Source organism: Brevibacterium permense, assembly GCF_025506275.1.
GTDB classification, from domain to species: Bacteria; Actinomycetota; Actinomycetes; order Actinomycetales; family Brevibacteriaceae; genus Brevibacterium; species Brevibacterium permense_A.
In genome coordinates, this window is sequence record NZ_QYCP01000090.1 from 95372 (window position 1) to 122181 (window position 26810).

Annotated in this window: 23 protein-coding genes and 1 pseudogene; 19 read left to right on the forward strand and 5 right to left on the reverse strand. The window is 66.3% G+C overall.

The features are described 5' to 3' along the window. Positions 1 to 84: 84 nt before the first annotated feature. On the reverse strand, positions 85 to 501 hold the full coding sequence (locus D3I60_RS11940; protein ID WP_139468792.1) for an RNA-binding S4 domain-containing protein: 417 nt from the start codon (positions 499 to 501) through the stop codon (positions 85 to 87). Continuing rightward, positions 501 to 1361: an NUDIX hydrolase gene (locus D3I60_RS11945; protein WP_262776544.1), complete on the reverse strand. Its 861-nt coding sequence runs from the start codon at positions 1359 to 1361 to the stop codon at positions 501 to 503. The genes D3I60_RS11940 and D3I60_RS11945 overlap by 1 nt, the downstream gene beginning before the upstream one ends. 205 nt (positions 1362 to 1566) lie before the next feature. On the opposite strand from D3I60_RS11945, the gene D3I60_RS11950 reads away from it, so the two are divergent. Together D3I60_RS11950 and D3I60_RS11955 are read left to right on the forward strand one after the other, a co-directional pair. Further along, positions 1567 to 3414 carry a proline--tRNA ligase gene (locus D3I60_RS11950; protein ID WP_262776545.1) on the forward strand — a complete coding sequence of 616 codons (1848 nt, stop codon included), beginning with the start codon at positions 1567 to 1569 and terminating at the stop codon, positions 3412 to 3414. A 51-nt stretch (positions 3415 to 3465) separates the two neighbouring features. Continuing rightward, complete coding sequence (locus tag D3I60_RS11955) at positions 3466 to 4233, forward strand: TSUP family transporter (protein ID WP_262776612.1); 768 nt, start codon at positions 3466 to 3468, stop codon at positions 4231 to 4233. Between the two features lie 68 nt (positions 4234 to 4301). Here the strand turns inward: D3I60_RS11955 and D3I60_RS11960 are convergent, their stop codons facing one another. Continuing rightward, complete coding sequence (locus D3I60_RS11960; RefSeq protein WP_262776546.1) at positions 4302 to 5321, reverse strand: aminoglycoside phosphotransferase family protein; 1020 nt, start codon at positions 5319 to 5321, stop codon at positions 4302 to 4304. After that, positions 5318 to 6316 carry a hypothetical protein gene (locus D3I60_RS11965; RefSeq protein ID WP_262776547.1) on the reverse strand — a complete coding sequence of 333 codons (999 nt, stop codon included), beginning with the start codon at positions 6314 to 6316 and terminating at the stop codon, positions 5318 to 5320. Before D3I60_RS11965 ends, D3I60_RS11960 begins: the two co-directional genes overlap by 4 nt. Positions 6317 to 6557: 241 nt before the next feature. Between D3I60_RS11965 and rimP the strand changes: the two genes are divergently transcribed. The 14 genes from rimP to D3I60_RS12035 all read left to right on the forward strand — a co-directional run bounded on the left by rimP (position 6558) and on the right by D3I60_RS12035 (position 21295). Next, entirely contained in the window at positions 6558 to 7022 is a 465-nt protein-coding gene (gene rimP / locus D3I60_RS11970) for a ribosome maturation factor RimP (RefSeq protein ID WP_262776548.1), read from the forward strand. A gap of 137 nt (positions 7023 to 7159) precedes the next feature. Next, positions 7160 to 8122 (forward strand): transcription termination factor NusA, encoded by a 963-nt coding sequence (nusA, locus tag D3I60_RS11975; RefSeq protein ID WP_172174327.1) that lies wholly within the window; start codon positions 7160 to 7162, stop codon positions 8120 to 8122. Between the two features lie 72 nt (positions 8123 to 8194). Beyond that, on the forward strand, positions 8195 to 8470 hold the full coding sequence (locus tag D3I60_RS11980; protein WP_262776549.1) for a YlxR family protein: 276 nt from the start codon (positions 8195 to 8197) through the stop codon (positions 8468 to 8470). A 130-nt stretch (positions 8471 to 8600) separates the two neighbouring features. Next, positions 8601 to 11549 (forward strand): translation initiation factor IF-2, encoded by a 2949-nt coding sequence (infB, locus tag D3I60_RS11985; RefSeq protein WP_262776550.1) that lies wholly within the window; start codon positions 8601 to 8603, stop codon positions 11547 to 11549. 189 nt (positions 11550 to 11738) lie between these two features. Then, positions 11739 to 12173: a 30S ribosome-binding factor RbfA gene (gene rbfA, locus D3I60_RS11990; protein WP_139468786.1), complete on the forward strand. Its 435-nt coding sequence runs from the start codon at positions 11739 to 11741 to the stop codon at positions 12171 to 12173. A gap of 194 nt (positions 12174 to 12367) precedes the next feature. Next, the gene (locus D3I60_RS11995) at positions 12368 to 13243 is read left to right on the forward strand and encodes a ligand-binding protein SH3 (protein WP_262776551.1); all 876 of its coding nucleotides are present in this window, start codon (positions 12368 to 12370) and stop codon (positions 13241 to 13243) included. An 11-nt stretch (positions 13244 to 13254) separates the two neighbouring features. Beyond that, a complete protein-coding gene (truB, locus tag D3I60_RS12000; protein WP_262776552.1) occupies positions 13255 to 14193 on the forward strand; it encodes a tRNA pseudouridine(55) synthase TruB in 939 nt (312 codons plus the stop codon). A 99-nt stretch (positions 14194 to 14292) separates the two neighbouring features. Beyond that, positions 14293 to 14913: a hypothetical protein gene (locus tag D3I60_RS12005; protein ID WP_262776553.1), complete on the forward strand. Its 621-nt coding sequence runs from the start codon at positions 14293 to 14295 to the stop codon at positions 14911 to 14913. Then, the gene (locus tag D3I60_RS12010; RefSeq protein WP_139908424.1) at positions 14903 to 15274 is read left to right on the forward strand and encodes a hypothetical protein; all 372 of its coding nucleotides are present in this window, start codon (positions 14903 to 14905) and stop codon (positions 15272 to 15274) included. Before D3I60_RS12005 ends, D3I60_RS12010 begins: the two co-directional genes overlap by 11 nt. A 90-nt stretch (positions 15275 to 15364) precedes the next feature. After that, complete coding sequence (locus D3I60_RS12015; protein ID WP_262776554.1) at positions 15365 to 16303, forward strand: bifunctional riboflavin kinase/FAD synthetase; 939 nt, start codon at positions 15365 to 15367, stop codon at positions 16301 to 16303. A 91-nt stretch (positions 16304 to 16394) separates the two neighbouring features. Next, the gene (gene rpsO / locus D3I60_RS12020) at positions 16395 to 16664 is read left to right on the forward strand and encodes a 30S ribosomal protein S15 (protein WP_039210907.1); all 270 of its coding nucleotides are present in this window, start codon (positions 16395 to 16397) and stop codon (positions 16662 to 16664) included. A 332-nt stretch (positions 16665 to 16996) separates the two neighbouring features. Beyond that, the gene (locus D3I60_RS12025) at positions 16997 to 19219 is read left to right on the forward strand and encodes a polyribonucleotide nucleotidyltransferase (protein WP_262776555.1); all 2223 of its coding nucleotides are present in this window, start codon (positions 16997 to 16999) and stop codon (positions 19217 to 19219) included. Positions 19220 to 19281: 62 nt separating this feature from the next. Then, a complete protein-coding gene (locus tag D3I60_RS12030) occupies positions 19282 to 20631 on the forward strand; it encodes a M16 family metallopeptidase (RefSeq protein ID WP_262776556.1) in 1350 nt (449 codons plus the stop codon). Positions 20632 to 20707: 76 nt separating this feature from the next. After that, positions 20708 to 21295, forward strand: a complete 588-nt coding sequence (locus D3I60_RS12035) for a TetR/AcrR family transcriptional regulator (protein ID WP_262776557.1) — start codon at positions 20708 to 20710, stop codon at positions 21293 to 21295. A 34-nt stretch (positions 21296 to 21329) separates the two neighbouring features. Here the strand turns inward: D3I60_RS12035 and D3I60_RS12040 are convergent. Next, positions 21330 to 21744 (reverse strand): annotated as a pseudogene (locus D3I60_RS12040) (SDR family oxidoreductase); the annotation flags it as partial. A gap of 126 nt (positions 21745 to 21870) precedes the next feature. Here D3I60_RS12040 and D3I60_RS12045 point away from each other — a divergent pair. Genes D3I60_RS12045 through D3I60_RS12055 form a run of 3 tightly spaced genes read left to right on the forward strand, consistent with a single transcriptional unit; the run spans position 21871 to position 26778 of the window. Then, the gene (locus tag D3I60_RS12045; RefSeq protein ID WP_262776558.1) at positions 21871 to 23049 is read left to right on the forward strand and encodes a Glu/Leu/Phe/Val dehydrogenase dimerization domain-containing protein; all 1179 of its coding nucleotides are present in this window, start codon (positions 21871 to 21873) and stop codon (positions 23047 to 23049) included. Positions 23050 to 23053: 4 nt separating this feature from the next. Next, positions 23054 to 25141: an acetate--CoA ligase family protein gene (locus tag D3I60_RS12050; protein WP_262776559.1), complete on the forward strand. Its 2088-nt coding sequence runs from the start codon at positions 23054 to 23056 to the stop codon at positions 25139 to 25141. 2 nt (positions 25142 to 25143) lie between these two features. After that, entirely contained in the window at positions 25144 to 26778 is a 1635-nt protein-coding gene (locus D3I60_RS12055; protein WP_262776560.1) for a thiamine pyrophosphate-dependent enzyme, read from the forward strand. Positions 26779 to 26810: the final 32 nt, after the last annotated feature.

Sequence of the window (26810 nt, forward strand, 5' to 3'; positions counted from 1 at the left end):
TGAGCGGTCGGCGGTAACTTGAGCTCTCGGCGGGCGGGGACGCTCTGCGGAGAGCGGTTGACGTTAACTTGAGCTGTCGGCGGATCAGTCTCGACGGTTGCGCGACTGAGGTTTGGCCATATCGCCGAGGAACTTCTCCATCTCCCGGCGGTCCTTCTTCGTCGGACGCCCCAGCCCTTTGTCTCGCCTGGGCACGAATCCGCGCAGCGCCGGATCGGGCGGGGGAGTGAGGTCCTCATAGCACTGGACAGCGATGGAGGCCTGCATCCTCGTGGGGATGAAACCGGTGATCTTCCAGATGAACTCGGACCCGGCCTTGCGCACGCGCACCTCCTGGCCGATGCTCACCTTCTGCGCGGCCTTGACGCGCTGACCGTCGACCTGCACATGCCCGCCGCGGCAGGCCTGAGTGGCGAGGTTGCGGGTCTTGAACATCCGCGTCGTCCATAGCCACACGTCGACGCGCATGTGCTTTCCGGCGTCGCGGTTGATCTCGGTCATCAGCGACTGCCATCCGGGGAGTCCGTGCCGGACGAGAGCATCCCGGCATCGGCATCATCGGGGTCGTGTCTTCGGGAGTCGGCTCGCAGCGCCAGAGCCGAGCGTCGGGTGAAAGTCTGGGCGGGACGACCACGCCCCTGGCTGACGGCCTCCCCGGTGGGATCGAGCAGCGGCAGCATGGTGCGACGGAACGTATCGGCCTGCAGGCTCTCCCCGGCGACGATCTCGTGGAGCTCGCGCAGCTGCCGCAGCGAGAACTCCTTCTCCAGGAGCCCGAAGGGATCCGGTGTGCGTTCGTGGAACGCCCGCAGTCGGTGCACGGCCACGCGCACGATCTCCTGATGCTCGGCGCTGAGCTCGCCGACATCGTGGACGGGCACGAGCTTCCGCCGGTGGACGGGGGAGCCCGGGTGATCGGAATCCGATTCGGCAGTATCAGGGTCGGCCGCCTCGGGGAGGACCTCCTCGGCGGGGGACGATTCCGTACCCTGCGCCGGAGCATCCGCCACGGCCGCCTCGGTGGGATCGCCCTCCTCAGCGAGTCCGACATCGGAGGCGGAGAGAACATCGAGATGGGCCACGGAGATCACCCAGCCGCGATCATCGCGGTCCGGTTGGTCGAACACGTGCAACTGGACGGGGGCGCGGTCGACCAACCGAGCCTTTTCGCGCAGACAGCGGGCGACCGCCTCGGCGAGGCGTTCCTGCGGACGCAGGATCGACCCGGGCAGCTGCCACACCCCATCTCCGGGATGGGTCATGAGAACATGCAGACCACGGCCGGGCACGGGGCAGAGGACCGCGGTGTCGACCGCGACCGAGGGCCGCGGGAACTGCGTGAGTTGGCTGGGATCAGGCATGCTCTTCGTATCGTTCGGACTCGTCATTTCAGCGGGGACCGGGCGGGGACCGGACGGCCCCGACCGATGTCGGGCTTCGGTGCTGCAGCCACCAGTCTAATTCTCTTCCCGCAGGTGACGAATCCGCACCCGCTCCGATTCCCTCCGGCTCGCCCGCGTGCGATAGTGTTCGATCTGAGTCTTGACAAGTTGAGGAGATTTACCCATGGCCCTGCGCATGTCGTCCCTGTTCGTGCGAACCCAGAAGGAAGACCCGGTCGGCGCCGAGGTGGCCAGCCACAAACTGCTCCACCGTGCCGGATACATCCGCAGGTCAGCACCGGGAATCTACACGTGGCTGCCGCTGGGACTGGCCGTGCTCGGCAAGATCGAAGCCATCGTGCGCGAAGAGATGGCGCTCGCCGGCTCCCAGGAGGTCCACTTTCCGGGCCTGCTGCCCGCCGATCCGTACAAGAAGTCCGGCCGTTGGGAGGCCTTCGGGCCTGACCTCTTCCATCTCAAGGATCGCCGCGAGAACGACTACATCCTCGCTCCCACTCATGAGGAGGTCTTCACCCTTCTGGTCAAAGACCTCTACTCCTCGTACAAAGACCTGCCGCTGTCGATCTACCAGATCCAGACCAAATACCGCGACGAGGCTCGTCCTCGGGCCGGACTGCTGCGCGGTCGCGAATTCATCATGAAGGACGCCTACTCCTTCGACATCGACGATGCCGGACTCGACGCCTCCTATGAGGCCATGCGCGTGGCTTACCTGCGGGCCTTCGCCCGCCTCGGCCTGCCGTGCCTGCCGGTCAAGGCGACCCCGGGTGCCATGGGCGGCTCCGGAACAGAGGAGTTCATCTACCCTTCCGAGGTCGGGGAGGACACGTTCGTGAGGTCGCCCGGCGGATATGCCGCGAACGTCGAGGCCGTGACCTCGATCGTCCCCGAGGCGATTCCCTACTCGCAGTCGCCGGCCGCGCACGTCGAGGACACCCCGGACACCCCGACCATAGAGACCCTCGTGGCAGCCGCGAACGCCTCGCACCCGCGCTCCGATCGTGAGTGGACGGCGGCGGACACGCTGAAGAACGTCGTCTGCGCCGTCACCCATCCCGACGGCACCCGCGAGATCATCGTCATCGGCCTGCCGGGTGACCGCGAAGTCGACCTCGACCGGGCTGCCGGCACCGGCATGCTCGGCGACGGTGAGGTCGACCTCGAAGCCGCCACGGCTGAGGATCTCGCCGCCCATCCGGAACTCGTCAAGGGTTACATCGGACCCGGCAACTCCCTCGACGCGCCGGTTCTCGGCCTCGAGTCGCCCTCGAAGATCCGCTACCTCCTCGACCCTCGCGTCGTCGACGGCACCCGCTGGATCACCGGAGCCAATGAGCCCGGACGCCACGTCTTCGACCTCGTTGCCGGACGGGATTTCACTGCCGACGGCACTATCGAAGCCGCCCAGGTCGTCCTCGGCGATCCGGCACCGGACGGCTCCGGTCCGCTGGAGCTGGCCCGCGGTGTCGAGATCGGTCAGATCTTCAAGCTCGGCCGCAAGTACGCCGAGTCCCTCGACCTCAAGGTGCTCGACCAGAACGGCAAGGCGACGACCGTGACCATGGGCTCCTACGGCCTCGGCGTCACCCGCGTCATGGCCTGCATTGCCGAGGAATACCATTCCGAGGACGGCCTCCTGTGGCCCCAGCACCTGGCCCCGGCCGATGTGCACATCATCGTCGCCGGCAAGGGTGAGGAGATCGCTAAAGCCGCCGAGAAGATGACGACCGAACTCGAGGCCGAAGGCGTCAGCGTCCTGCTCGATGACCGCAACAAGGTCTCGCCCGGATTCAAGTTCGCCGATGCCGAGCTCATCGGCATTCCCACTGTCATCGTCGCAGGCCGCGGTCTGGCCGACGGCGTCGTCGAGGTCCGCGACCGTCTGGCCGGGGAGAAGACCGACCAGCCCGTCGCCGAGGTGGTCCCTGCGACCGTGGCACGTGTGCGTGAGGCGTACGCGAAGGCTGCAGCCGCAGCCGACGCGGCGATCAGCGCCGACCAGAACGCCTGAGCCGCCTCGGTGTTCGAAGCCCTCGCCGGAGGCATCGATGTCACCTGGACGATGGTCCTGTGGCTGCTCGCCGCGGGAGTCCTGGCCGGGTGGATCGATGCCGTCGTCGGCGGGGGCGGACTGATCCAGCTGCCCGCGCTGCTGCTCGTGCCGGGGATAAGCCCCGTCCAAGCGGTCGCGACGAACAAGATCGGGTCGATTGCGGGCACAACCGCCTCGGCGGTCACCTATCTGCGCAAGATCACCCCGGACCGGTCGGCGACGATCCCGGCCGCGGCGTCGGCGTTCTTGGGTGCCGTGCTCGGGGCGAAGCTCGCGACCTTGGTGCCCAGCGACGCGTTCACCCCGATCATTCTGCTCGCGCTCATCGGGGTCGGGATCTTCACGGTGCTCAACCCGAGCCTCGGCGCCGATGCCACGCTGCGGTTCGGGGAAACCTCGAAACGTCACCACGCGCTGTCGTGGCTGATCGGGCTCGTCATCGGCATCTACGACGGAGTGCTCGGGCCGGGGACGGGATCGTTCCTCGTCATCGCCTTCGTCTCGATCATCGGGTTCTCATTCCTGCAGGCCTCGGCCACGGCGAAGGTGATCAACTGGGCGACGAACTTCGGAGCGCTCGTCTACTTCATTCCCGACGGTCAGGTCGTCTGGCTGCTGGGTGTGATCATGGCCGTGGGCAATGTCACCGGCGGGATCTTCGGTGCGCGCACCGCGCTGGCGAAGGGCTCAGGGTTCGTCCGCGTCGTCTTCGTCATCGTCGTCTCCGCTCTGATCCTCAAACTCGGCTTCGACTTCATCTCCGCCCTCATCCACTAATTGCTACCTGACGGCGGCTCAGCAACCTCGCGCGAGGTTGCTGAGCCGCCGTCAGGTAGCAATAGGGGTTAGCCGATGGGTTTGAGGGCGTGGGCGTTGACTCCGGCGACATCGGCGCCGGACAGCGCGCGGGCCACCCACAGAGAGCGGGCAGCATCGGCCAGGCTCGAATTCGACCCGCCGGAGGCCGCGCGCAGATACCAGAACATGTTCGTGATCTCCCGTGCCACGGTCGCCCCCATCCCGTACTGCGGATCGACCCCGGCGCACAGCGCCAGGTCCGTGGCGAAACCACGCAGCCACGCCGCCTGCGCCTGCGGATGATCCGACGGGATCTCGGCGAGGCGGTTCCACAGCACCGGAGCCAAGGTGTACGCGGTCGGACCGGCCAAGGGCTGAGGGTCGATGGCCTTCCACGTCGAGATGCCCGTCGGGTCGGGATTGCCGGCGAGGATGTTGTAGTAGTGCAGGTCGGCGTGGATGAGCCACTTCTCATCCGAGGACGCCAGAGTCTGCATCCAATTGCGGGCGAACGACAGCAGCAGGGAATCGTGCGGACCTGCCTCCGACCACCCGTTCAACAGCGCGGCATCGGCATCGAACGAGTTCAGCCACCCGGCCACGACATCCTGGACGCGCAGGAACTCCGAGGTCGCCGGAATCTCCAAGGACCTCTGCAGCGCACCCCACACCGGCGGCACATCGGCCAGTGGCAGCACGGACAGATTGTCCTTCGTGCGCAGTCGCTCCTGCAGAGTGACCCGGAAGCTGCGATCATCCCGGATGACCCGCACCGCCCCGTGCCCGTTCCACATCTTCAGCGCCCGCAGCACCTGCGCATGCGCGGCCGTATGTGCCGAGGTGGGAGCCGCGAACCGCAGCACCCCCTGATAGTTCTCCTGAGTGAGCACCGGAATCACCAAGGACTCGCACCCGGCCCACGGTGCCCCCGGCACATCGTCGAAGCGCAGCTTCCACCGATCGAGGAGCTCGTTGGCCATATAGTCGAGCGCGGCAACCCACGAATCGGTGCGATATTCGCCGATGATCTCGCGCGTCGCACGGTAGAGAACCGGTGGGACCTTCACTCCTGCACCTCCGCCTGCCCGGGTTCGTCATAGGTGAAACGCAGCGGCTGCGGAGCGGCGAAGACCATCCGGTTCCGGGCCGATTCCCAGAGCCGGAGAATCGCCGAGGCGTCCGCCTCCAACCAGGGCAGAAGCGCGGAGGCGATACCGTCTTCCAACGACAGCGCCAACTCCTTCGCGGAGCCCGCATCCGTCGGGGTGGGATCGAGCTTCCACGCCGAGGCGGCCGGATCGGCTGCGTCCTCACCGAGTCGTTCGAGCATCTCCCCGGACAGGGCACCCAAGGATTCGAGCCTGGCCAGGGCAGCCCTGCGTTCACGCGACTTCGAATCGAAGTTCACGGCCAGCCGTTCATAGCCGTACGCGGCGGCCCGCGACTGCCTGAGTATCGCGTTGAACATCTCCGCCCGACCCTTCGGCACCTGGCTTCCGGAATCGCTCGTCCCGGCATCCGCGTCGGCCCCGCCGGTGGCACTGGGTGACGCAGTCGCATCATCGCCGCCGTCCCTGCTCTGGTCGAGTTCCTCACGGCCGGCGCGGATGAGTTCGTCGGCGGTGGTGATGATCTCCGGCTTCTTCGTCCCAGCAACCAGAGCCAGACCCGTGGCCACATCGGCCAGGACGGGAATGAGATCCGAACCCAGGGACGCTGAGGCCTCGAACACTGCGCGGGAAGCCACCTCGGCAGCCTGGACGAAGTTGCGGTCCTCCTCGGTCGGAGGCGCCTCGGTGGCGAATTCGGTTGGTGGATTCCATTCCGGACCGATCGCCGCAACGAAGTCAGCAAGGTTCTCACCAGTGGTTTCGGGATCACCGGTGCCGGGAGAAGTGGAGTCTAAGATGCGGGCCAGACGATTGCGCAGCTGCTGAGTCGCATCAAGTGTGGGGATCTCGGGATCCTGATCGAGTCGCAGGCCGCAGGCGGTGAGCAGGCCCAGACTCAACCCGCCGACGCCGGCAGTCAACAGGCCGCGGCGACTGACGGGAAAATGCATACGGCAATCCTATCGGATGCCCCGACAGCGCCGAGGGGCACCAGACAGCTCCGAGGGGCATCGACCCTCGCCCGCCCGACCGCAGGATGAGACTCGCACCCGGCAGAACCGCGACGAAGGCTTAACCTCGACGGCGGCTGTCGCTTAGGGTGGGTGAGAACACGGCGGTTGCACACGTGCACGGTGCGCCGGCCCCTCGCCCCGCCTCGGCGAGGGGGACGCACAAGGAAATGGAGGAGAAATGGACGAAGACGTCGAGCGGATCAAGGGCCTGCTCGCCCCGCCCCTGCAGGATGCGGGATTCCACCTCGAGACCATCAAAGCGGTGGCGGCCGGTCCGCGGCGCACGCTCACCGTCGTCGTCGACCTCGACGAATCGAGCACCGATCCGATGTCGATGGAGAAGGTCGCCGAATCGACGAAGATCGTCGGCGACGCCCTCGACGAGGTCGAGATCTTTCGGGACAAGCCGTACCAGCTCGAGGTCACGAGCCCCGGTGCCACCAGAAAACTCGAGACCCCGCGCCACTTCCGACGCGTCATCGGCCGTCGCCTGGAGATCACGACGAAGAAGGACACCTTCAAGCTCGACCTCGCCGAGGTGGGGGAGAGTTCGATCACGGGCACGGACCCCCAGCGCAAGGAGTCGAAGACGGTCGATCTCGGCGAGATCCGCAAGGCCCAGGTGGAATTGAAGTTCCGCTGAGGCGAACCTCACGCTCCGTCGGCGGTGCGGCAGTCCCTTCGCGGACAGAGTGCGGGCGCGGACTGGGATAGACTGTTACGCCTGCATAAGTGAACACAGACAATTCAATGCTCGGTTGAGCGAGAGAGGACTTAGACATGGACATCGACCTCAATGTTCTGCGCGTCATCGAACGAGAGCGTGAGATTCCGCTGGAAACCCTCATCGAACTCATCGAACAGGCGCTCTTCCTCGCTTACCAGAAGACCGAAGGGGCCTGGCCCGACGCCCGCGCCGAACTCGACAAGTCCACCGGTGAGGTGCGCATCCTCGCCGTGGAGTTCGACAACGACGACAACCCGATCGGCGAGTTCGACGACACTCCCACCGGCTTCGGCCGCATCGCCGCCCAAACTGCTCGGCAGGTCATCCACCAGCGGCTGCGCGATGTCGAAGACGAGACGCTGCTCGGCACGTTCAAGGGCCGTGAAGGCGAGATCGTCTCGGGCATCATCCAGCAGGGCCGCGACCCGCAGATGGTCCAGGTCGACATCGGAGACGTCGAGGCCGTGCTGCCCCCGCACGAACAGGTCCCCGGCGAGACCTACGCCCACGGCACCCGACTGCGGGTCTACATCGCCGACGTGCACAAGGGCACGAAGGGCACCTCGGTCACCGTCTCCCGCACCCACCCGAATCTCGTGCGCCGACTCTTCGCCCATGAGGCTCCGGAGATCGCCGACGGCACCGTCGAGATCGTGTCCCTGGCCCGCGAAGCCGGCCACCGCACGAAGCTCGCCGTGCGCGCCACGAAGCCGGGAGTCAACGCGAAGGGATCGTGCATCGGCGAACTCGGCTCCCGTGTGCGCGCGGTGATGAACGAACTCGGCCAGGAGAAGATCGACATCGTCGACTACTCCGACGACCCGGCGAAATTCATCGCACACGCCCTGTCCCCGGCCAAGGCCAAGAGCGTCGAGATCCTCGACGCCGCCGCTCAGGAATCCCGCGCAGTCGTCCCCAACGACCAGCTGTCCCTGGCCATCGGCAAGGAAGGGCAGAACGCCCGCCTGGCAGCCAAGCTCACCGGCTGGAAGATCGACATCGTCGCAGGCGAATAGCCTCGTGCAGTGATTCGCACCACTGGCCCCCTTGGCGCGAGCGGGGGTGCCGGTAATGTAGAATCATTCATTGTGAATGTTGGTGATGGACCCGTAAGGACGTGCATCGCCTGTAGGCAGAAGGCCAGTCGGGACGAGCTGACACGCTTCGTGTTCCGCCCCGATCAGCACCCCGCCGTCGTCCGCGATGTGTCAGCTACACTGCCGGGACGTGGTGCGTGGGTGCACCCTGTTGCGAAGTGCCTGGACAAGGCACTGACCACTGCCGCCTTCGCTCGATCCTTTCGAACGAAGATCACCGCCTCGGACCTCCCGAGGCCGGACACCGAACCCAAAGAGAACGGGTAGCCGAATGGATGACAAGTTGTGAGTGTCGCACGATGACACCCAAACGGAATTCGAGAGAGCAGTGAAATGAGTACTGCTCTTCATTGATGAGGTTCTTTCCTGACCGGGAAAGAACCCGGACAGGAGAACTGTGGCAAAGCCCCGTGTCCATGAGCTCGCGAAAGAGCTCGGCACAACAAGTAAGAACGTCCTCGAAAAGCTCCAGGACATGGGCGAATTCGTTCGCTCGGCCTCTTCGACGCTCGAAGCGCCCGTCGTGCGCCGTGTGAAGGAGGCATTCGCCGATTCCTCTTCCGCCGATGGTGAGAAGTCCACCGGCGCGAAGAAGGCCGCCAAGCCGGCCGCGAAGCCCGGAGCCCCGAAACCCGGTGCGAAGCCCGCACCAAAGCCCGCCGCGAAGTCGGCCGCCAAGCCGGGTGCTGCGAAGTCCACCGGTGCAGCGAAATCGGCCCCCGCCGAGGATGCCGCCCCCGCTGCGAAGTCCGCACCGAAGCCTGCCGCTGAGCCGAAGCCTGCCGCTGAGCCGAAGCCTGCCGCTGAGCCGGCGACGCCGGCTGCTCCGAAGGCAACCGAATCGTCCGAGGCTCCCGCAGCCAAGCCGGCTGCCTCCTCGGCGCCGAAGCCCGGAGCCCCGAAGCCGGCAGCCGCGCCCAAGCCCGGAGCCCCGAAACCCGGAGCTCCCAAGCCAGGTGCTGCAGGGAAGCCCGGCGGTCGCGGTGCCGCGCGTCCCGGAAACAACCCCTTCGCGTCCTCGCAGGGAATGCCGAAGCCCGGTCGTGGGCCCAAGCCCGGCGGTCGTTCCGGCGGTCAAGGCGGTCAGGGTGGCCAGGGCGGACGCCCCGGCAACAACCCGTTTGCGCCTTCGCAGGGAATGCCGAAGCCCGGCCAGAAGCAGCGCGGATCCGGTGAGGAATCCTCGGGCGGTCCCCGTCCGGCACCTCGCCCGGGTGCACCACGCCCGAACCCGTCGATGCTGAAGAACTCGGCACTGAACAAGCCCGCTCCCGGCCGCGGTCGCGGCGGCGGACGCGGAAACGCCCCAGGCGGCGGCGCCCCCGGTGCCCCGGGCGGCGCTCCCGGCGGTCCTCGTCGTGGACCCGGCGGCGGTCCCGGTGGTCGCGGTTCAGGTCGCGGTCGCGGAAGCACGCAGGGTGCATTCGGTCGCGGCGGCGGTCCCCGTCAGAAGGGACGCAAGTCGAAGCGGGCGAAGCGCGCAGAGCTCGAGCAGATGCAGGCTCCCTCGGTCGGTGGCGTCACCGTTCCGCGCGGAGACGGCAACACGCCGCTGCGTCTTCGTCGCGGCTCCTCGCTGGCCGACTTCGCCGAGAAGATCAACACCGATCCGACGAACCTCGTGACCGTGCTCTTCCACCTCGGTGAGATGGCCACGATCACCCAGTCCCTCGACGAGGCGACCTTCGAGGTCCTCGGCGAAGAGCTCGGCTACAAGATCGAGATCGTCTCGCCCGAAGACGAAGACCGTGAGCTGCTGGAGACCTTCGACATCGACCTCGATGCCGAAGCCGCAGAAGAGGACGACGAGGACCTGCAGGCACGTCCGCCGGTCGTCACCGTCATGGGTCACGTCGACCACGGTAAGACCAAGCTGCTCGACGCGATCCGCTCGGCCAATGTCGCTTCCCGCGAAGCCGGCGGAATCACCCAGCACATCGGTGCCTACCAGGCCGAGGTCGAGCACGAGGGGGAAGATCGCAAGATCACCTTCCTCGACACCCCGGGTCACGAGGCGTTCACCGCCATGCGTGCCCGTGGTGCGAAGTCGACGGACCTCGCGATCCTCGTGGTCGCCGCCGACGACGGCGTCATGCCGCAGACGATCGAAGCTCTCAACCACGCTCAGGCGGCCGATGTGCCGATCGTCGTGGCCGTGAACAAGATCGACAAGGAAGGCGCCAACCCCGCCAAGGTCATGCAGCAGCTGACCGAATACAACCTCGTGGCCGAAGAATACGGCGGCGAGACCATGTTCGTGCCGATCTCCGCGCTCAAGCGCGAGGGCATCGACCAGCTGCTCGAATCCGTTCTGCTGACCACCGATGCGGCCCTGGACCTGCGGGCGAACCCCGACAAGTCCGCTCGCGGCATCGCGATCGAAGCCAAGCTCGACAAGGGGCGCGGTGCGGTTGCCACCGTCCTCGTCGAGTCCGGCACCCTGCGTCAGGGCGACGCCATCGTCTGCGGCACCGCCTACGGACGTGTGCGTGCGATGTTCGACGAGAACGGAAACGTCGTCGAGGAGGCCGGACCCTCCCGCCCCGTGCAGGTGCTCGGTCTGTCGTCCGTTCCGCGTGCCGGTGACTCGTTCATCTCCACCGATGACGACCGCACAGCCCGTCAGATCGCTGAGAAGCGTGACGCAATCGAGCGCAACGCCGCTCAGGCCCGCGGTCGCAAGCGCATCAGCCTCGAGGACTTCACGAAGGCTCTGGCTGAGGGCAAGGTCGACATGCTCAACCTCATCCTCAAGGGCGACGTCTCCGGTGCTGTCGAAGCGCTCGAGGATTCGCTGCTCAAGATCGATGTGGGTGACGACGTCGACCTGCGGATCATCCACCGCGGCGTCGGTGCGATCACGGAGAACGACATCAACCTGGCCACGGTCGACAACGCGATCGTCCTCGGCTTCAACGTCCGTCCGGAAGCGAAGGCTCGCGACCTGGCAGACCGCGAAGGCGTCGACGTCCGATACTACTCGGTCATCTACCAGGCGATCGACGACATCGAGTCCTCGCTCAAGGGCATGCTCAAGCCCGAGTACGAAGAGGTCCAGACCGGTACCGCGGAGATCCGCGAGGTCTTCCGTTCCTCGAAGTTCGGCAACATCGCCGGTTCGATCGTCCGCGACGGCCTCATCAAGCGGAACTCGACCGCTCGCGTCACCCGCGACGGAATCGTCATCGGCGACAACGTCCACATCGAATCGCTGCGCCGGTTCAAGGACGATGCGACCGAGGTCCGCGAGGGCTACGAGTGCGGTATCGGACTCGGCAAGTTCAACGACCTGCGCGTCGGCGACATCATCGAGACCTTCGAGATGCAGGAGAAGCCGCGCGACTGATCGGTCGCACAGTGAGTTCCACCCCCTGATTCGACAGCGCAGCAGCGCAGCGGAGGAGGATGGGACTCACACCGTGAGTCGACGGCTCCGGTCGGCCCCCTGAATGGGGGACCGACCGGAGCCGGTTCGATTGCACAGCTAATATAGGGCCGGAGAGAAGCTCCGGCCCCGAACAGAAGGACACGCACCATGGCAGACTCGACACGGGCCCGCAAGATCGCCGACCAGATCAAGGTCATCGTCGCCAGCACCATCGAGCGCAAGCTCAAGGATCCCCGCCTCGGCTTCGTCACCGTCACCGATGTCCGCGTGACCGGCGATCTGCAGCACGCGACCATCTTCTACACCGTCTACGGCGACGACCAGGATCTCGTCGGCACCGGTCATGCCCTCGAATCGGCCAAGGGCTTCATCCGCTCAGAGGTCGGCAAGGGGCTGACGATCCGCCTGACCCCGAGCCTCGAATTCATCGCCGATGCCGTCCCCGAGGCGGCCGCCCGTCTCGACGGACTGCTCGCTCAGGCCGCCGCCGACGACGCTCGAGTGGCCGGGTTGGCCAAGAACGCGCAGCATGCAGGTGAATCCGACCCGTACAAGAAGGCCGACGACGCCGACGAAGAGTGATCGTCGCATTCCAGCGAACAGAGTGCATCGCGCCTTATCATCGGGTGGAGAGCGGCGGAATGGCCGTTCCGGGTCCGATTTGAGCTTCGTCACGTCGCGAAAAAAGTTCTCGTAACAGTTTTGTTATCTTTCCGAGATGTCGTAGACTTTTTGCGGTAACGAAATGATTACGACTCTGTTAAGGGAATTCTGCATTGGGTAAGCACTCCTCACCGAAGCCGTCGTTCGCGAAGCAGCTGATCCGGGATCTGACTCCCGGCAAGCGCCCCGCAGGCCGACGCGCAGCGAATGCGCCGTCCTCGGCGACTTCCGTGCTGGCGACCGTCAAGCAGCGTCCCGTCGTCGCCGCGATCGCCGTTCCAGCAGCCGCGACCGCCGCCGTCGTCGGTTCGACCGTCGTCATGGGACCACCCGAGTCCAGCAACGTCACCACTGAAGCCGCATCGACGACCCCCGAGGAGTCGACCACTGCCTCGACCCCGAGCCAGAAAGAGCTCGACGCCGAACGCAAGAAGGCTGGCGAAGAGTACCTGGAGAAGGTCAAGGACGACCCGAAGTACAAGAACAAGACCTCGAAGACCGATCTCGAGGTCAAGGCTCCGCCGAAGCCCAAGCCGACCGCCGAATCCTCGGCTGCCTCGGAGAAGAGCGACGATTCGTCCTCCGGTGATAAGTCTTCCGATGAGAAGTCCTCCGGCGGAGGCACCTCTTCGGATACCTCGGCTCCGCCCTGCAGCGTGTCCTCCTCGATCGAGTCCGGCCTGCTGCCGAACGCCGTCAACGGCTACCGTGCTGTCTGCGCGAAGTTCCCCGAGGTCAAGACCTTCGGCGGACGTCGCCCCGGCACCGGTTCGGATCACAACACCGGTGAGGCCGTCGACATCATGATCACCGGATCCACCGGCGACCGCATCGCCGATTACCTCATCCAGAACCAGGGTGCCCTCAACGTCAAGTACGTCATCTGGAAACAGCGCATCTGGATGCCCGGGCAGGGCTGGAAGGGCATGGAGGACCGCGGAGACGCGACCGCCAACCACTTCGACCACGTGCACGCGTCCTTCAACTGATCGCACACCCAGTGAGCGATACTTCCCCGCAGGGCGTCCTTGTCTGCGACAAACCGCAGGGACTGAGCTCCCACGGCGTGGTCTCTCGCATCCGCCGCTGGTTCGGGACGAAGAAGGTCGGCCACGCCGGCACTCTCGACCCGATGGCCACGGGTGTCCTCGTGCTCGGCCTCGGCCGCGGCACCAAGCTGCTCACCTACATCACCGGGGTCTCGAAGACCTACTTCGCCACCATCCACCTGGGGTCGTCGACACCCACCGATGACGCCGATTCCGAGCCCGATCGCTTCGCTGACCCGTCCGATCTCGCTCGTGTCGACGCTGCGGCCATCGAAGCCGCCGTGGCCAGGCTGCGCGGCCCCATCGATCAGGTGCCCAGTGCCGTCTCGGCGATCAAGGTCGACGGCAAGCGCTCCTACGCTCGCGTCCGCGCCGGCGAGGACGTCGAACTCAAGGCCCGCCGCGTCGAAGTCTCGGAGTTCCAGATCATCGACATCCGCTTCTCCGCCGTGGATGGGCATATCGACGTCGATGTCGAAGTCGACTGCTCCTCGGGCACCTATGTGCGCGCCCTGGCGCGCGATATCGGCACCGACCTCGGCACCTTCGGCCACCTCACCGCGCTCCGGAGGACGCGTGTCGGCGATTTTCACATCGACCAGGCCGTGACCTTGCCCGAGGACCTCGACGTCCCCGCGCCCACCCTCATCTCCCTCGCCGAGGCGGCCCGCACCCTCCTGCCCGTCGTCACCGTCGATGCCGATCGAGCCAGGGCGCTCATGCAGGGCAAGACCGTTGCGGCTGGTGACTGGCATGCAGATCCCGACGCCGGCGACACGGGGAACCGAGAGGTCGCGGTCGTCTGCGGTGATGCCCTCGTCTCCGTGGCAGAAGTGCGTCGGAACGGCGGTCTGAAGTCGCTGACCGCCTTTGCCATCGACCTCGCCTGAGGTATCCAGCTTCCACGTTCGAAACAACGAAATAGATTGTATTCATCAAATACAACCGAAACTCTTGTACCTGGGACAATCATCTGGTCTACTTGTCCTATGTTCGTCTTGACCATCGACCAGCAGGATTCGCGGTCGAACGCCGACGCAGTGCCCCGCATCCTCGATGCTCTCTCTCCGGTCGGCACGGTCGTTCCCTTCGCCCGCACCATCGGTGACGAGGTCCAAGGGGTCCTAGACGATCCCGACGTCGTCGCCGAGGCGGTCCGCCGTATCGGCATCGACTCCGGCTGGCATATCGGCATCGGCATCGGCGAGGTCGAACGGCCGCTGCCCGAAACGACCACCGAGGGCAGGGGAGAGGCCTTCTACTCGGCCCGCCAGGCGGTCGAGGCGGCCAAATCCGCACCGGCTCACCTCGTCGTCAGCGCCGATCCGGACAGTGGCCATCGTGGGTTGGCAGAGGCGGCTCTGCGGCTCCTCATCAGCGCGCTATCCGAGCTGCGCGGTCACTCCCGCGGCTACGTCGGATACCGACTCGACCACCCGGACGCCACGCAGGCCGAGATCGCCGCGGAATTCGACGTCTCCCAGCAAGCGGTCTCTCGGGTGCTGGCGGCCGGTCCCGCCGAGATCATCGCCGGGGCCGAGCATCTGGCCCGGCATCATCTCGACCGGCTCCAACGAGCCCTATCGGAAGGAGACGCACATGTGGACTGACGTGCTCGTCGCCATCGCCGCCGCCATCATCGCGGCCCTCATCGGCTGGCCACTCGTCCCGCTTCTCCTCCGCCTGACCCATGCGGGCCCGGGCTCCAAACCCGAACGCACAGGAGCCGAGGACGTCGAAGTCCTGCGCGGCGGACTGTGGATCGGCATCGTCGAACGCGCGCTCATCGCCGGAGCGATCGTGCTCGGCCGTCCCGAACTCATGGCCGTGGTCATCGCGGTCAAAGGGCTCGGACGCTTCGCAGAGATCAAATCCTCGGCGGCCGCGGGAGAGCGGTTCATCATCGGCACCTTCGTCTCCATCGCCCTGGCCTCCCTTCTCGGCGTCATCGGATGGGCGATCATCGCCTGAACATGTTCTTCCGCATCGGCGAGGTCCGGGTTAGGAGGCGGAAGATCTCTGCGATAATCTGAATCGGTGCACGGAAGGAGCGAATGTCTGGTGGAGCTGTATCACGGACTCGGTGAGGTCGAGGTCGACGCTGTCGGCACCGTCGTCACCCTCGGCAACTTCGACGGCGTGCACCGCGGACACGAAACGGTCCTGACCACCGTCGCCGCCCTGGCCAGGCAAGAGGGCCTGCGCTCGATCGCAATGACCTTCGATCCCCACCCGCGCACGGTCCACCGCCCCGAAGAGCCGACCGTGATGATCAACTCGACCCGGCAGCGCGCCGACCTCATCGCCGCCACCGGAATCGACGGCCTTCTCGTCCAGCCCTACGACCTCGACTTCGCCGCCCAGTCGGCCGAGGAATTCGTGCGCCGGTACTTCGTCGAAGCCCTGCGCGCGAAGATCGTCGTCGTCGGCGATGATGTCCGGTTCGGCAAGGACAACGAGGGTACGATCGAGACTCTGCGCCGCCTCGGCGGGAGATTCGGGTTCCGTGTCGAAACGATCGACGAAGTCGGGCGCGGGGGTCGGTATTCGTCCTCCCGGATCCGGGAGCAGCTCACTGCCGGTGATGTCGCCGAGGCGGCCGACCAGCTCGGGCGCTACCATGCACTCCACGGCACCGTCGTCCATGGCGATGCCCGCGGACGCGACCTGGGATTCCCGACGGCGAACCTCTCGGAGAATCCGGACGGGCTCGTCCCCGCCGACGGCGTCTACGCCGGCTGGGCGACGTTCTCCGGTGAGGATCAGGCGTACCCGGCCGCGATCTCTGTGGGCACGAACCCGACTTTCCAGGGGCAGGTTCGACGGGTCGAGGCGTACGTGCTCGACAAGGAATTCGGCGAATTCGACGTCTACGACCGTGAGATGACTCTCGAATTCGTCTCCCGCATCCGCGGGCAGGTCGCGTTCACCGGGATGGACGACCTCATCGTGCAGATGCATGAGGACATCGCCGATGTGCGCGAGGTCCTGCACACCTGATAAGCTGATCTCTGCCGTTTTCACCGGCCGCGGTCCCATAGGGCAGAGACTTCAGGTCCCTGCGCCGCGCAACGACACGAAGGAGAACTCCATGGCTCTCGATACCGCTGTGAAGCAAGAGATCATCAAGGAATATGCAACTCATGAGGGCGACACCGGTTCTCCCGAGGTCCAGGTTGCACTGCTGACCCGCCGGATCACCGACCTGACCGAGCACTTCAAGGATCACAAGCACGACCACCACTCGCGTCGTGGCCTGCTGCTCCTCGTCGGCCAGCGTCGCCGCATGCTCAAGTACCTCGCGAAGGTCGACATCGAGCGTTACCGTTCGCTCATCAAGCGCCTCGGCCTGCGCCGCTGATTCGACTCAGCACAGCTGAATCGGAAGCGTCCCACCTTCGGGTGGGGCGCTTCTGTGCTTCTGCGGTAGACTTCGTACCGGACAACCACGCCATGGACGTTTCGGTCTTCGGTAGTGGCCTCCGGAGGAATGAGCGCTTGAGCGCCGGTTCCGTGGGCCCCGATCGATGACCGGCTTGGATCCATGGGATGTCCGAGCCAATATCCCGCCGGAACGACGCGGGGTCGCGCACTGTCGAGGCACACCGCCGAAGGCAGCGCGTCACTGATGCGTTGAGAACTATCACCTGCGCACTACAGACCACCGCGTGCCGGCACAACATAGGAGACTACGTGGGACTCAACCCTGAATCCGCCGTTGCCCATATCGACAATGGCAGCTTCGGTTCGCACACCATCCGCTTCGAGACCGGGCGTCTGGCCCAGCAGGCCGCCGGCTCCGCCGTCGCCTACCTCGACGACGACACCATGCTTCTCTCGGCCACCGCGGCCGGCAAGAACCCCCGTGAGGGCTTCGACTTCTTCCCCCTGACCGTCGACGTCGAAGAGCGCATGTACGCCGCCGGACGCATCCCCGGTTCGTTCTTCCGCCGTGAGGGCCGCCCCTCGACCGATGCGATCCTCACCTGCCGCCTCATCGACCGCCCGCTGCGCCCGTCCTTCGTCAAGGGCCTGCGCAACGAGGTCCAGGTCGTCGTCACCGTGATGTCGGTCAACCCCGACCACCTCTACGACGCCCTGGCCATCAACGCCGCGTCGATGTCGACCCAGCTGTCGGGTCTGCCGTTCTCCGGCCCCATCGGCGGTGTGCGCATCGCGCTCATCGACGGCCAGTGGGTCGCCTTCCCGAACCACTCGCAGCTCGAGGATGCCGTGTTCAACATGGTCGTCGCCGGTCGCGTGGTCGGTGACGACGTCGCCATCATGATGGTCGAGGCCGAAGCCACCGACAACGCCATCGACAAGATCAAGACCGGCGCCCAGGCCCCCACCGAGGAGGTCGTGGCCGAGGGGCTCGAAGCCGCGAAGCCGTTCATCGCCGAGCTCTGCCGTGCGCAGTCCGAACTCGCCGATCGCGCCGCGAAGCCGACCGTCGAATTCCCCGTCTTCCGCGACTACGAGGACGACGTCTTCGAAGCCGTCAAGGAACTCGCCGAGGCGAAGCAGACCGAGAACTTCAGGATCGCTGACAAGCAGGAGCGCGAAGCCGCCGGCGCCGCCCTCCTCGACGAGCTCTTCGAGAAGCTCGGAGAGCGCTTCGAAGGCCGTGAGAAGGAGATCGCGAACGCTCTCAACGCCCTGACCAAGCAGGTCGTGCGCAAGCGCATCCTCACCGACCAGGTCCGCATCGACGGCCGTGGGCTCAAGGACATCCGTCCGCTCACCGCCGAGACGAACGTCGTTCCGCGCGTGCACGGTTCGGCCATCTTCGAGCGCGGCGAGACCCAGATCCTGGGCATCACCACGCTCAACATGCTCAAGCTCGAGCAGACCATCGACTCCCTGTCGCCGGTGACCTCGAAGCGCTACATCCACCACTACAACTTCCCGCCCTACTCGACCGGTGAGACCGGCCGGGTGGGCAGCCCGAAGCGCCGCGAGATCGGCCACGGTGCACTGGCCGAACGTGCCCTTGTGCCCGTTCTGCCCAAGCGTGAGGACTTCCCGTACGCGATCCGTGAGGTCTCCGAGGCCCTCGGTTCGAACGGTTCGACCTCGATGGGCTCGGTCTGCGCCTCGACGTTGGCCATGCTCTCGGCCGGTGTGCCGCTGCAGGCACCCGTCGCCGGCATCGCCATGGGGCTCGTCTCCGACGTCATCTCCACCGACCAGGGTGAGCAGACCGCCTACGCGGCTCTGACCGACATCCTCGGTGCCGAAGACGCCTTCGGCGATATGGACTTCAAGGTCGCCGGTACGCGTGACTTCATCACCGCGATCCAGCTCGACACCAAGCTCGACGGCCTTCCCGCCTCGGTGCTCGGTGCCGCCCTCAAGCAGGCCCGCGAAGCACGCATGGTCATCCTCGACGTCATCAACGAAGCCATCGACGCCCCGGCCGAGATGGCACCGACGGCACCGCGGATCATCTCCGTGAACATCCCCGTCGACAAGATCGGTGAGGTCATCGGGCCCAAGGGCAAGATGATCAACCAGATCCAGGAGGACACCGGCGCGGACATCAGCATCGAAGACGACGGAACCGTCCTCATCGGTGCCACGGACGGACCGGCCGCCGAGGCCGCCCGTTCGATGATCAATGCGATCGCGAACCCGCAGGTTCCCGAGGTCGGCGAACGCTACCTGGGCACCGTGGTCAAGACGATGAGCTTCGGCGCATTCGTGTCCCTGACCCCGGGCAAGGACGGCCTGCTGCACATCTCCGAGCTGCGCAAGCTCAACGACGGCAAGCGCGTCGAGGACGTCGAAGACGTCGTCGGTGTGGGCCAGAAGGTCCAGGTCGAGATCACGAAGATCGATGACCGCGGCAAGCTGTCGCTGGCTCCGGTCACCGACGAAGACGAGAAATCGGACGAAGAGGGATCAGACAACTGATACTGAGCAGTTCGCACACCGGGGAGGGCAGCCGAATCGATCGGTCTGTCCTCCCCGGTGGTTTGACGCTGACCACCGAACACATGCCGGGTCTGGCCTCGGAGACGATCGGGATCTGGGTTGCAGCCGGGTCCCGTGACGAATCCGCAGAGACCGCCGGCTCGACGCATTTCCTCGAGCACATGCTGTTCAAGGGCACCGGCAGCCGCGATGCGAAGACCATCGCCGCGGCCTTCGACCGCACTGGCGGGGATTCGAATGCGATCACCGCCAAGGAGCTCACCTGCTACTACTCCCGGTGCCTCGTGACGGATCTGCCGAACATCGCCGGGCTGCTCCTCGATATGGTCTCGAACTCCCAGCTCGACATTGAGGAGTTCGAACGCGAGCGCGGTGTCATCATCGAAGAGCTCGCCATGTCCGCCGACGATCCCGGGGACGTCCTCTTCGACGACTTCGATTCCCTGGTCTTCGGTTCGCATTCGCTGGCCCGGCCCGTGGGTGCGACGAAGGATCAGATCCGCGTGCTCGGCCACCACACGGTCATCGACCACTATCAGTCGACGTATATCCCGCCTCGTCTGGTCATCGCTGCCGCGGGCGGTGCGACCCATGAAGAGGTCCTCGCGATGGTTAAGGACGCCCTCGCCGAGGCGGGGCTCGGGTCACGTGCCGACGTCTGGTCGGGCGCGGGAGCCGGTGGCCACGGTGCGGGCTCGGTGGATGCGGGCAAGGCCGATGGCGGGGCCGCCTCGGTGCGCACGGGTGACGCCGACGGCGGGGCCGCCTCGGTGGCGAAAGGCTCGCACCTCGGTGGTGCCGCGCGGGCGCGTCCGGAATTCCATTCCGGGAAGTCGCACACCGTCAAAGACATCGAGCAGCTGGGCATCATGCTCGGCTGCGAAGGCCTGCCCGAGGGCGACGACGACCGTTTCATATACTCGGTGATGCTCACGATGCTCGGCGGCGGGATGTCGTCGCGGCTGTTCCAGAGCGTGCGCGAGGAGCGCGGACTGGCCTATGCCGTGAACTGCGTGGCCAGCCAGTTCACGGATACCGGCACCTTCGGCATCTATGCCGGATGCACGGCCGAGAACGCTCAGGCCGTCGTCGATCTGGCGGTGAGCGAATGGGATCGGCTGGCGCAGGAGACGCCGAGCCAGTTCGAGCTCGACGAGATCGTGTCCCAACTGTCGGGGTCAATGGTGCTCGGACTCGAGTCCTCTGCGGCGCGGATGAATCGTCTCGCCCGGTCGGAGATCTTCGGGCTGCCGCTCGAATCGCCGATGGACCTCATCGAACGCGTCCGCTCGGTCACAGCCGAGGACGTCAGCGAGATGGCCGGGCGGCTGCTGTCGCGGCCCAAGGCTCTGGCGCTGGTCGGACCGGCCGCCGAGGTCGAACTGCCCTGATCGCGTCGCCGCATCCGGGGCTTCGGCCTCGGGCGCGGGATGCCGTCCGGCTGGAACGTGAAAGGAGACAGGCGAGATGGCGAGGAAGAGCGCAGCGGTCCGCCGGGAGGAGATTCTGGCGGCTACGGTCGAGGAGATCGAGGCGACGGGTCTGCGCGCGCTACGGGTCTCCGACGTCGCCGCGCGTTTGGGCTTGAGCGCCAGTCTCGTCATCTACCACTTCGAGACGAAGGAAGCCCTCGTCGCCGAGGCGTTCGATTTCGCCGGGCGGCAGGACATCGATCGGGCCCGGGAGCTGGCTGCGGGGCATGTCTCGGCTCTCCAGCGACTGCGGGACGTTGTCGGCTGGTACCTGCCCAGCGGGTCCTCGCGAAGCTGGAAGATCTGGATCGACGCTTGGTCGGCCGGACTCTTCGATGCTGGTCTGAGAGCAACATTCGCCGCGCTCGACCGGGAGTGGAAGTCGATTCTCGTGCACCTCATGGACGAGGCCATCGCGGCAGGGGAGTGCACGGCACCTGACGGCGGCACCGCGTCGGGCGCGACCCGGGTCCTCGCCTTCCTCGACGGCCTGGCTATCCAGGTGATGGTCAATTCGGAGACCGTTGACACTGAAGCGCTGAGCACCTGGGTCGACGACTTCCTCACCCGCGAACTCGGCTGAGGGTGATTGTTGGGTCGACTGCCGTGTGCTCCCATCAGTAGCGAGCGGAGAACCCTCCGTCGGCAGACAGCAGTTGGCCGCTGATCCACCGGCCCTCAGCAGAGAGCAGAAATGCAGTGACCCAGGCGATGTCGCGAGGAGTGCCCATACGGCCGAGTGGCTGATAAGGGATCAGCCCGGTCCTCGTCTCTTCGTCCATCCAACCCGTATCGATCGGCCCAGGATTGACGACGTTCGCAGAGATCCCCTTCGGTCCGAGTTCCCGCGCAGCGGAGATGACGATTCGATCGAGCGCGCCTTTCGATGCTCCATAGGGCAGATTGCCCGTGGCGTGATCGCTGGTGAAGGCGACGATCGCGCCTCCCGACTCGCCGATCTGCTTCGCGAACGCCGCGATGAGGAGCAACGACGCGCGTGCGTTGACAGCCCATGTGGCGGTCGAAGCTGTCGGCATGCTTCGATCCTAGCGGCCTTGACGTGGTGGCCCTCACCCGGACAGACTGGAGTCACACGTCTTACTGAATAGCGGTTCAGTAAGAGTCTTGAGACGCCGATCTTTTGGGAGCCCCATGTTCATGGACATCACTTGGCAGGATCCGGACACCGGTGCACTCGGGTATGTCGTCATCGACACCCTTGTGCGCGGCACCGCTTCGGGAGGTCTGCGCATGCGCAAAGGCTGCACCCTCGAGGAAGTGCGCGGACTCGCCCAGGGAATGACCCGCAAGGAAGCGATCCATCTGCGCGAGGGTCGACACTATGTGCCCGTCGGCGGAGCCAAGGGCGGAATCGACTTCGACCCTCGCGCACCCGGAGCAAAGGACGTCCTCGAACGATTCCTCGTCGACATCAACCCGATCATGCACGCCTACTGGGCCCTCGGTGAAGACCTCGGCGTTCGCCAGGACGACATCGACGAGATCCTCGCCCGCCGCGAACTCGGCTCGGGGCTCTCCGCCGTCAACAAGCTCGTCGACGATCCGGTCGCCGTCGAGGCCCGCGCGGAGAAGGCCTTCTCCGCCATCGTCGACGGCGTCGCCCAAGACGAACTCGTCGGCGGCCTCGGTGTGGCCACCTCGGTGATCGCGGCCCTGCACGAAGCTGGACGCGACCCGAGAGAATCCACCGTAGCCATCCAAGGATTCGGCTCCATGGGCGGCGCCACCGCCCGCTATCTCGCCGAGGCGGGTCTGCGTATCGTCGGCATCGCCGACGCCGACGGGTTCGTGTCCAACCCTGCCGGGCTCGACGTCGAAGCGCTGCTGGTCACACGCGACCAGTTCGGCGGTATCGACCGCAGAGCACTGCGCCCGGAGGACCAAGTCGGCGATCGCGACGACTGGCTCGCTGCCGACGCCGATGTCCTCGTCCCTGCGGCCGTGAGCTACTCGATCACGCCGGACAACTGCGACCGCGTCACCGCCTCACTCATCTTCGAGGCCGCGAACATGCCTGTCCTGCCCGCCGCCGAAGAGACGCTGCTGGCTCGCGGCGTCACCGTCGTCCCGGACTTCCTCGCGAACTCGGCGACGAACGCCTGGTGGTGGTGGGTGACCTTCGGCGACGTCGACGGCAGCTGGGAGGACAGCCGCACCATCGTCACCTCGACCCTGCGCGACCTCACCGCCGAAGTCCTCACCGCAGCCCGCGACCAGGGCATCAGTCCCCGGGCGGCCGCCCAGGCGAAGGTCGATGCGAATCTCGCCGCTTTGGGCGATCGCACTGCCGCTGCCGCCTCGGTGACGGAAAGCTAGCGACATGGACGCGTTCTTCGATCCCGGCAGCGTCGCCGTCCTTGGAGCATCGAACGATTCCAGCAAATGGGGTTTCTGGCTCGCCGCCGGAGCTCTGCGCGGGGCCGAGCGTCGCCGCGTCTACCTCATCAACGCCAAAGCCGGCTCGATCCAGGGCCAGCCGACGTACGCTCGCCTGAGAGACCTGCCGGAGACGCCCGAGCTGCTCGTCATCTCCGTGCCCGGCCCCACCGTCGCGGGAGTCGTCGCCGAAGCACTCGAGAACGGAGTGCGAGCCTTCCTCATCATCTCCGCCCGCGTCCCCGACGCCGACCAACTGGCTGCCACTATCCGCGAGACCGGCGGCCGCCTCATCGGCCCGAACTCGCTCGGGATCGTAGACTCACACACCGATCTGCTCCTGGCCTGGGGCAACTTCATTCCCGGAAGTCTCGCCGTAGTCACCCAGAGCGGCCAGCTCGGCACGGAGATCGCGACACTCGCGGCCCGCAGCGGACTCGGCGTCTCCCGATTCGCTTCGATCGGAGGACAGTCCGACGTCCGCGCCGCCGAGGTGCTCGCCACCCTCGTCGACGACCCCGCCACCGCTCAGGTCGCGCTCTACCTCGAATCCTTCACCGGCGGAGCCGCCCTCGTCTCAGCCCTCAAAGCCCTGCGCGCCGCCGGGAAGCCGACGATGATCCTGACCACCGGTGCGTCGTCGGCCGGTGCCCGCCTCGCGAGATCCCACACCGGATCGATGACCTCGGCCATGGACACCATCGACGCCGCCTGCCGTGCCGCCGGCTCGATCCGCCTCACCACCCCCGGACAACTCGTCGAACTCGCCGGATTCTTCGCCTCCGCCTGGCTGCCGAACGGCCCACGCATCGGTGTGCTCTCCGACTCCGGCGGGCAGGGAGCAATCGCCGCCGACACGGCCGAGAGCTGGGGACTCGACGTGCGCGAACTCAGCGCCGGCGCTGCCGGACGCGTGAGCGAACTGCTGCCCGAGGCCGACCACATCGTTAATCCCATCGACCTCGACGGTGCAGGAGAGAAGAACCTTGATGTCTATGCGGACCTCGCCGAGGTGCTGCTGACCGATGCGGACATCGACGCCGTCGTCCTGTCCGGATACTTCGGCTGCTACGGCGAGGACGTCCCCGACCTCATCGACAGGGAACTCGCCGTCGTCGATCGTCTGGGCGAGCTCGTCGCCGAGGCGAAGAAGCCCGTCATCGTCCACTCGATGAGCGCATCGTCGCCCGCCGTCACCCGTCTTTGGGAGCTCGGCGTCCCCGTCTGCACCTCGATCGAAGCGGCCATGCGCGTGCTCGCCCGCGCCGGCTTCTACGCCGCCCATTCGGGTCGGCTCACCGAATCCCTCGAACTCACCGGCCCCGTCACCCCGTGGGGCACCGGATATGCGGCCGCTCGAGCAGTGATCGAGGACGCTGGGATTCCCGTCCCCGCCGCTGTGACTGTGGGCAGCGTGGGCCCGGGGGAGTCCCGTGCACCCGCCGAGGCGGCCAAGGCGTCCGAACTCAGACCGCCGTTCGCGCTCAAGGCCGGGTGGCCCGCCCACAAGACCGAGGTCGGAGGCATCGCCCTGGGACTGAACGACCTCCACGCAGTCGACACGGCATACGCGGACATGGTGGGTCGCCTCGGCGAGGGTGAGTACATCCTCGAGGAGATGGACACACGCGATCACGTAGTCGAGATCCTCGTCGGGGGTCGGCAGGACGAGAACTTCGGGCCGCTCGTCATCGTGGCCGCGGGCGGGACGGAGACCGAACTCTTCGCCGACACGTGGCTCGAACTCGCCCCCGTCACCCACACCGAAGCCTTGGACATGATCTCGCGGCTGAGCTGCTCGCGGCTGCTCACCGGATGGCGGGGCAGACCCGCCGCGGATGTCGACGCACTCGCCGAGATCATCGTCGCGGTATCCAGACTGGTGGCCGGGAACAACGCCATCGCCGAGATCGAGATCAACCCGGTGCGAGTCGCCCCGGACGGCGCCTTGGCCGTCGACGCACTCGTCGTGACGACGGAGAACCCGACAGCAGAGAACGTGCCAGCAGAGAAACCGAACAGCGAGGAATGAGAATGGACCAGACGACCATCACCGGCGGAGCACACCTGGCTCGTGCGCTCCAGGCCGAAGGGTTCACCCGCGTCTTCGGAATCCCCGGCACCCACAACCTCGAGATCTTCGCGCAGCTGAGCGCCGCAGGCATCGACATCGTCTCACCTCGCCACGAACAGGGCGCGGGCTACATGGCCGACGGAGCTGCCCGCGTCACCGGCGAGGTGCAGGTCATCGTCACGACCACCGGGCCGGCCGCGCTCAACGCACTCACCGCCCTGCTGCAGTCCTTCACCGATTCCGTGCCCGTCCTCCTCATCACCCCCGGCATGCCGTTGACCCACCCCGGCCGCGGGAACGGACTCCTCCACGAAGTGCGCAACCAGTCCGCGGCGCTATCGGCGGTGCTGACCGAGGTCATGCGGGTCACGAGTCCCGGCGAGGTGTCGCTGGCAGTTGGGCAGACGCTGTCGGCGATGCGTTCGGGCCGGACCCGCCCGGCCGCCATCGAGATCCCACTCGACCTCATCGAAACCGCCGGCCCGGGTCAGCTCCATCCGTCCTTGACCCGGGCGCTGCCGGCTCCCGTGTCCTCGGAGATCGATGCTGCCGCCGAGGCGATCGCCGGCTCGAAGCGTCCGCTCATCATCGCCGGGGCCGGAGCACACGGAGCAGGAGCGGAGGTCGCGGCTCTGGCCGAGTCACTCGGAGCGGGAATCGGCCTGTCCTCGAACGCGAAGGGACTCGTCGATGACCGCGCCGAGAACACCATCGGCGCCGTCGGGGTCCTCGAGTTGCTTCCAGAACTCACAAGCGATGCCGATGCGGTCATCGCGATCGGTACGGAACTGGCACCCAGTGACTTCTGGCCGGAACCTCTGCCACTGCCCGACACCGTGGTGCGCATCGACATCGACGAAGTGCAGATGCTCACGAACGCGGCCGTCACCCATCCGATCCTCGCCGCCGCGAAGAACGCGACAGCCGCCCTGAGCGAACAAGTGTCTGCGCTGCGGACGGAGTCCACGACTGCCGCCGCACGGGACTGGACGGTCGGCTGGAAGTCGAGGGCCGCCTCGGCGATGGAATCCGATGGTCGGCCGTGGGCCGAACTGTCGGCCGCACTCACAGCGTTCGCGGAATCGGACACCTCACCGCTCATCGTCGCAGCGGATTCGACGATGGCCTGCTACTACGGGGTGCAGACCGGGTGGAAAGCTCGATCCGGAGACCGATTTCTCTACCCGGCCGGGGCGGGCACGCTCGGTTACGGGCTGCCCGCCGGCATCGGTGCGAAACTCGCTGCTCCGCAGGCCAGAGTGGTCGCGGTGGAAGGCGATGGGGGATCGATGTTCACGATCCCCGAGCTCGCCGCGGCCGTGCAGGCGGGCGTGCGAATGAGCCTCATCGTCGTCGACAACGGCGGGTACGGGGAGATCCGCAACGAGATGGAGGACCGCGGGGACAGTCCGTCAGGGGTGAAGCTCACCGGGCCGGATTTCCCGGCACTCGCGCAGGCGATGGGCGCGCGCGGAGTCCACGTCGACGGCGCGGACGCGCTGCTGGCCGCGCTCACCGAGGCAGAGGCAGCGGACGGTCCGACGCTCATCCACATCACCGAGGATTCCCGGGCCGGAGCGGACATGCTCGACTGACCGGGGACGAGGAACATCGGCCGGGCGCAATG

Excerpts from the sequence above, each read along its gene's own strand:
- D3I60_RS11940 (WP_139468792.1), bottom strand. The coding sequence starts at position 501 with ATGACCGAGATCAACCGCGACGCCGGAAAGCACATGCGCGTCGACGTG.
- D3I60_RS11945 (WP_262776544.1), bottom strand. The coding sequence starts at position 1,361 with ATGCCTGATCCCAGCCAACTCACGCAGTTCCCGCGGCCCTCGGTCGCG.
- D3I60_RS11950 (WP_262776545.1), top strand. The coding sequence starts at position 1,567 with ATGGCCCTGCGCATGTCGTCCCTGTTCGTGCGAACCCAGAAGGAAGAC.
- D3I60_RS11955 (WP_262776612.1), top strand. The coding sequence starts at position 3,466 with ATGGTCCTGTGGCTGCTCGCCGCGGGAGTCCTGGCCGGGTGGATCGAT.
- D3I60_RS11965 (WP_262776547.1), bottom strand. The coding sequence starts at position 6,316 with ATGCATTTTCCCGTCAGTCGCCGCGGCCTGTTGACTGCCGGCGTCGGC.
- rimP (WP_262776548.1), top strand. The coding sequence starts at position 6,558 with ATGGACGAAGACGTCGAGCGGATCAAGGGCCTGCTCGCCCCGCCCCTG.
- nusA (WP_172174327.1), top strand. The coding sequence starts at position 7,160 with ATGGACATCGACCTCAATGTTCTGCGCGTCATCGAACGAGAGCGTGAG.
- rbfA (WP_139468786.1), top strand. The coding sequence starts at position 11,739 with ATGGCAGACTCGACACGGGCCCGCAAGATCGCCGACCAGATCAAGGTC.
- D3I60_RS12005 (WP_262776553.1), top strand. The coding sequence starts at position 14,293 with ATGTTCGTCTTGACCATCGACCAGCAGGATTCGCGGTCGAACGCCGAC.
- D3I60_RS12010 (WP_139908424.1), top strand. The coding sequence starts at position 14,903 with ATGTGGACTGACGTGCTCGTCGCCATCGCCGCCGCCATCATCGCGGCC.
- rpsO (WP_039210907.1), top strand. The coding sequence starts at position 16,395 with ATGGCTCTCGATACCGCTGTGAAGCAAGAGATCATCAAGGAATATGCA.
- D3I60_RS12035 (WP_262776557.1), top strand. The coding sequence starts at position 20,708 with ATGGCGAGGAAGAGCGCAGCGGTCCGCCGGGAGGAGATTCTGGCGGCT.
- D3I60_RS12045 (WP_262776558.1), top strand. The coding sequence starts at position 21,871 with ATGGACATCACTTGGCAGGATCCGGACACCGGTGCACTCGGGTATGTC.
- D3I60_RS12050 (WP_262776559.1), top strand. The coding sequence starts at position 23,054 with ATGGACGCGTTCTTCGATCCCGGCAGCGTCGCCGTCCTTGGAGCATCG.
- D3I60_RS12055 (WP_262776560.1), top strand. The coding sequence starts at position 25,144 with ATGGACCAGACGACCATCACCGGCGGAGCACACCTGGCTCGTGCGCTC.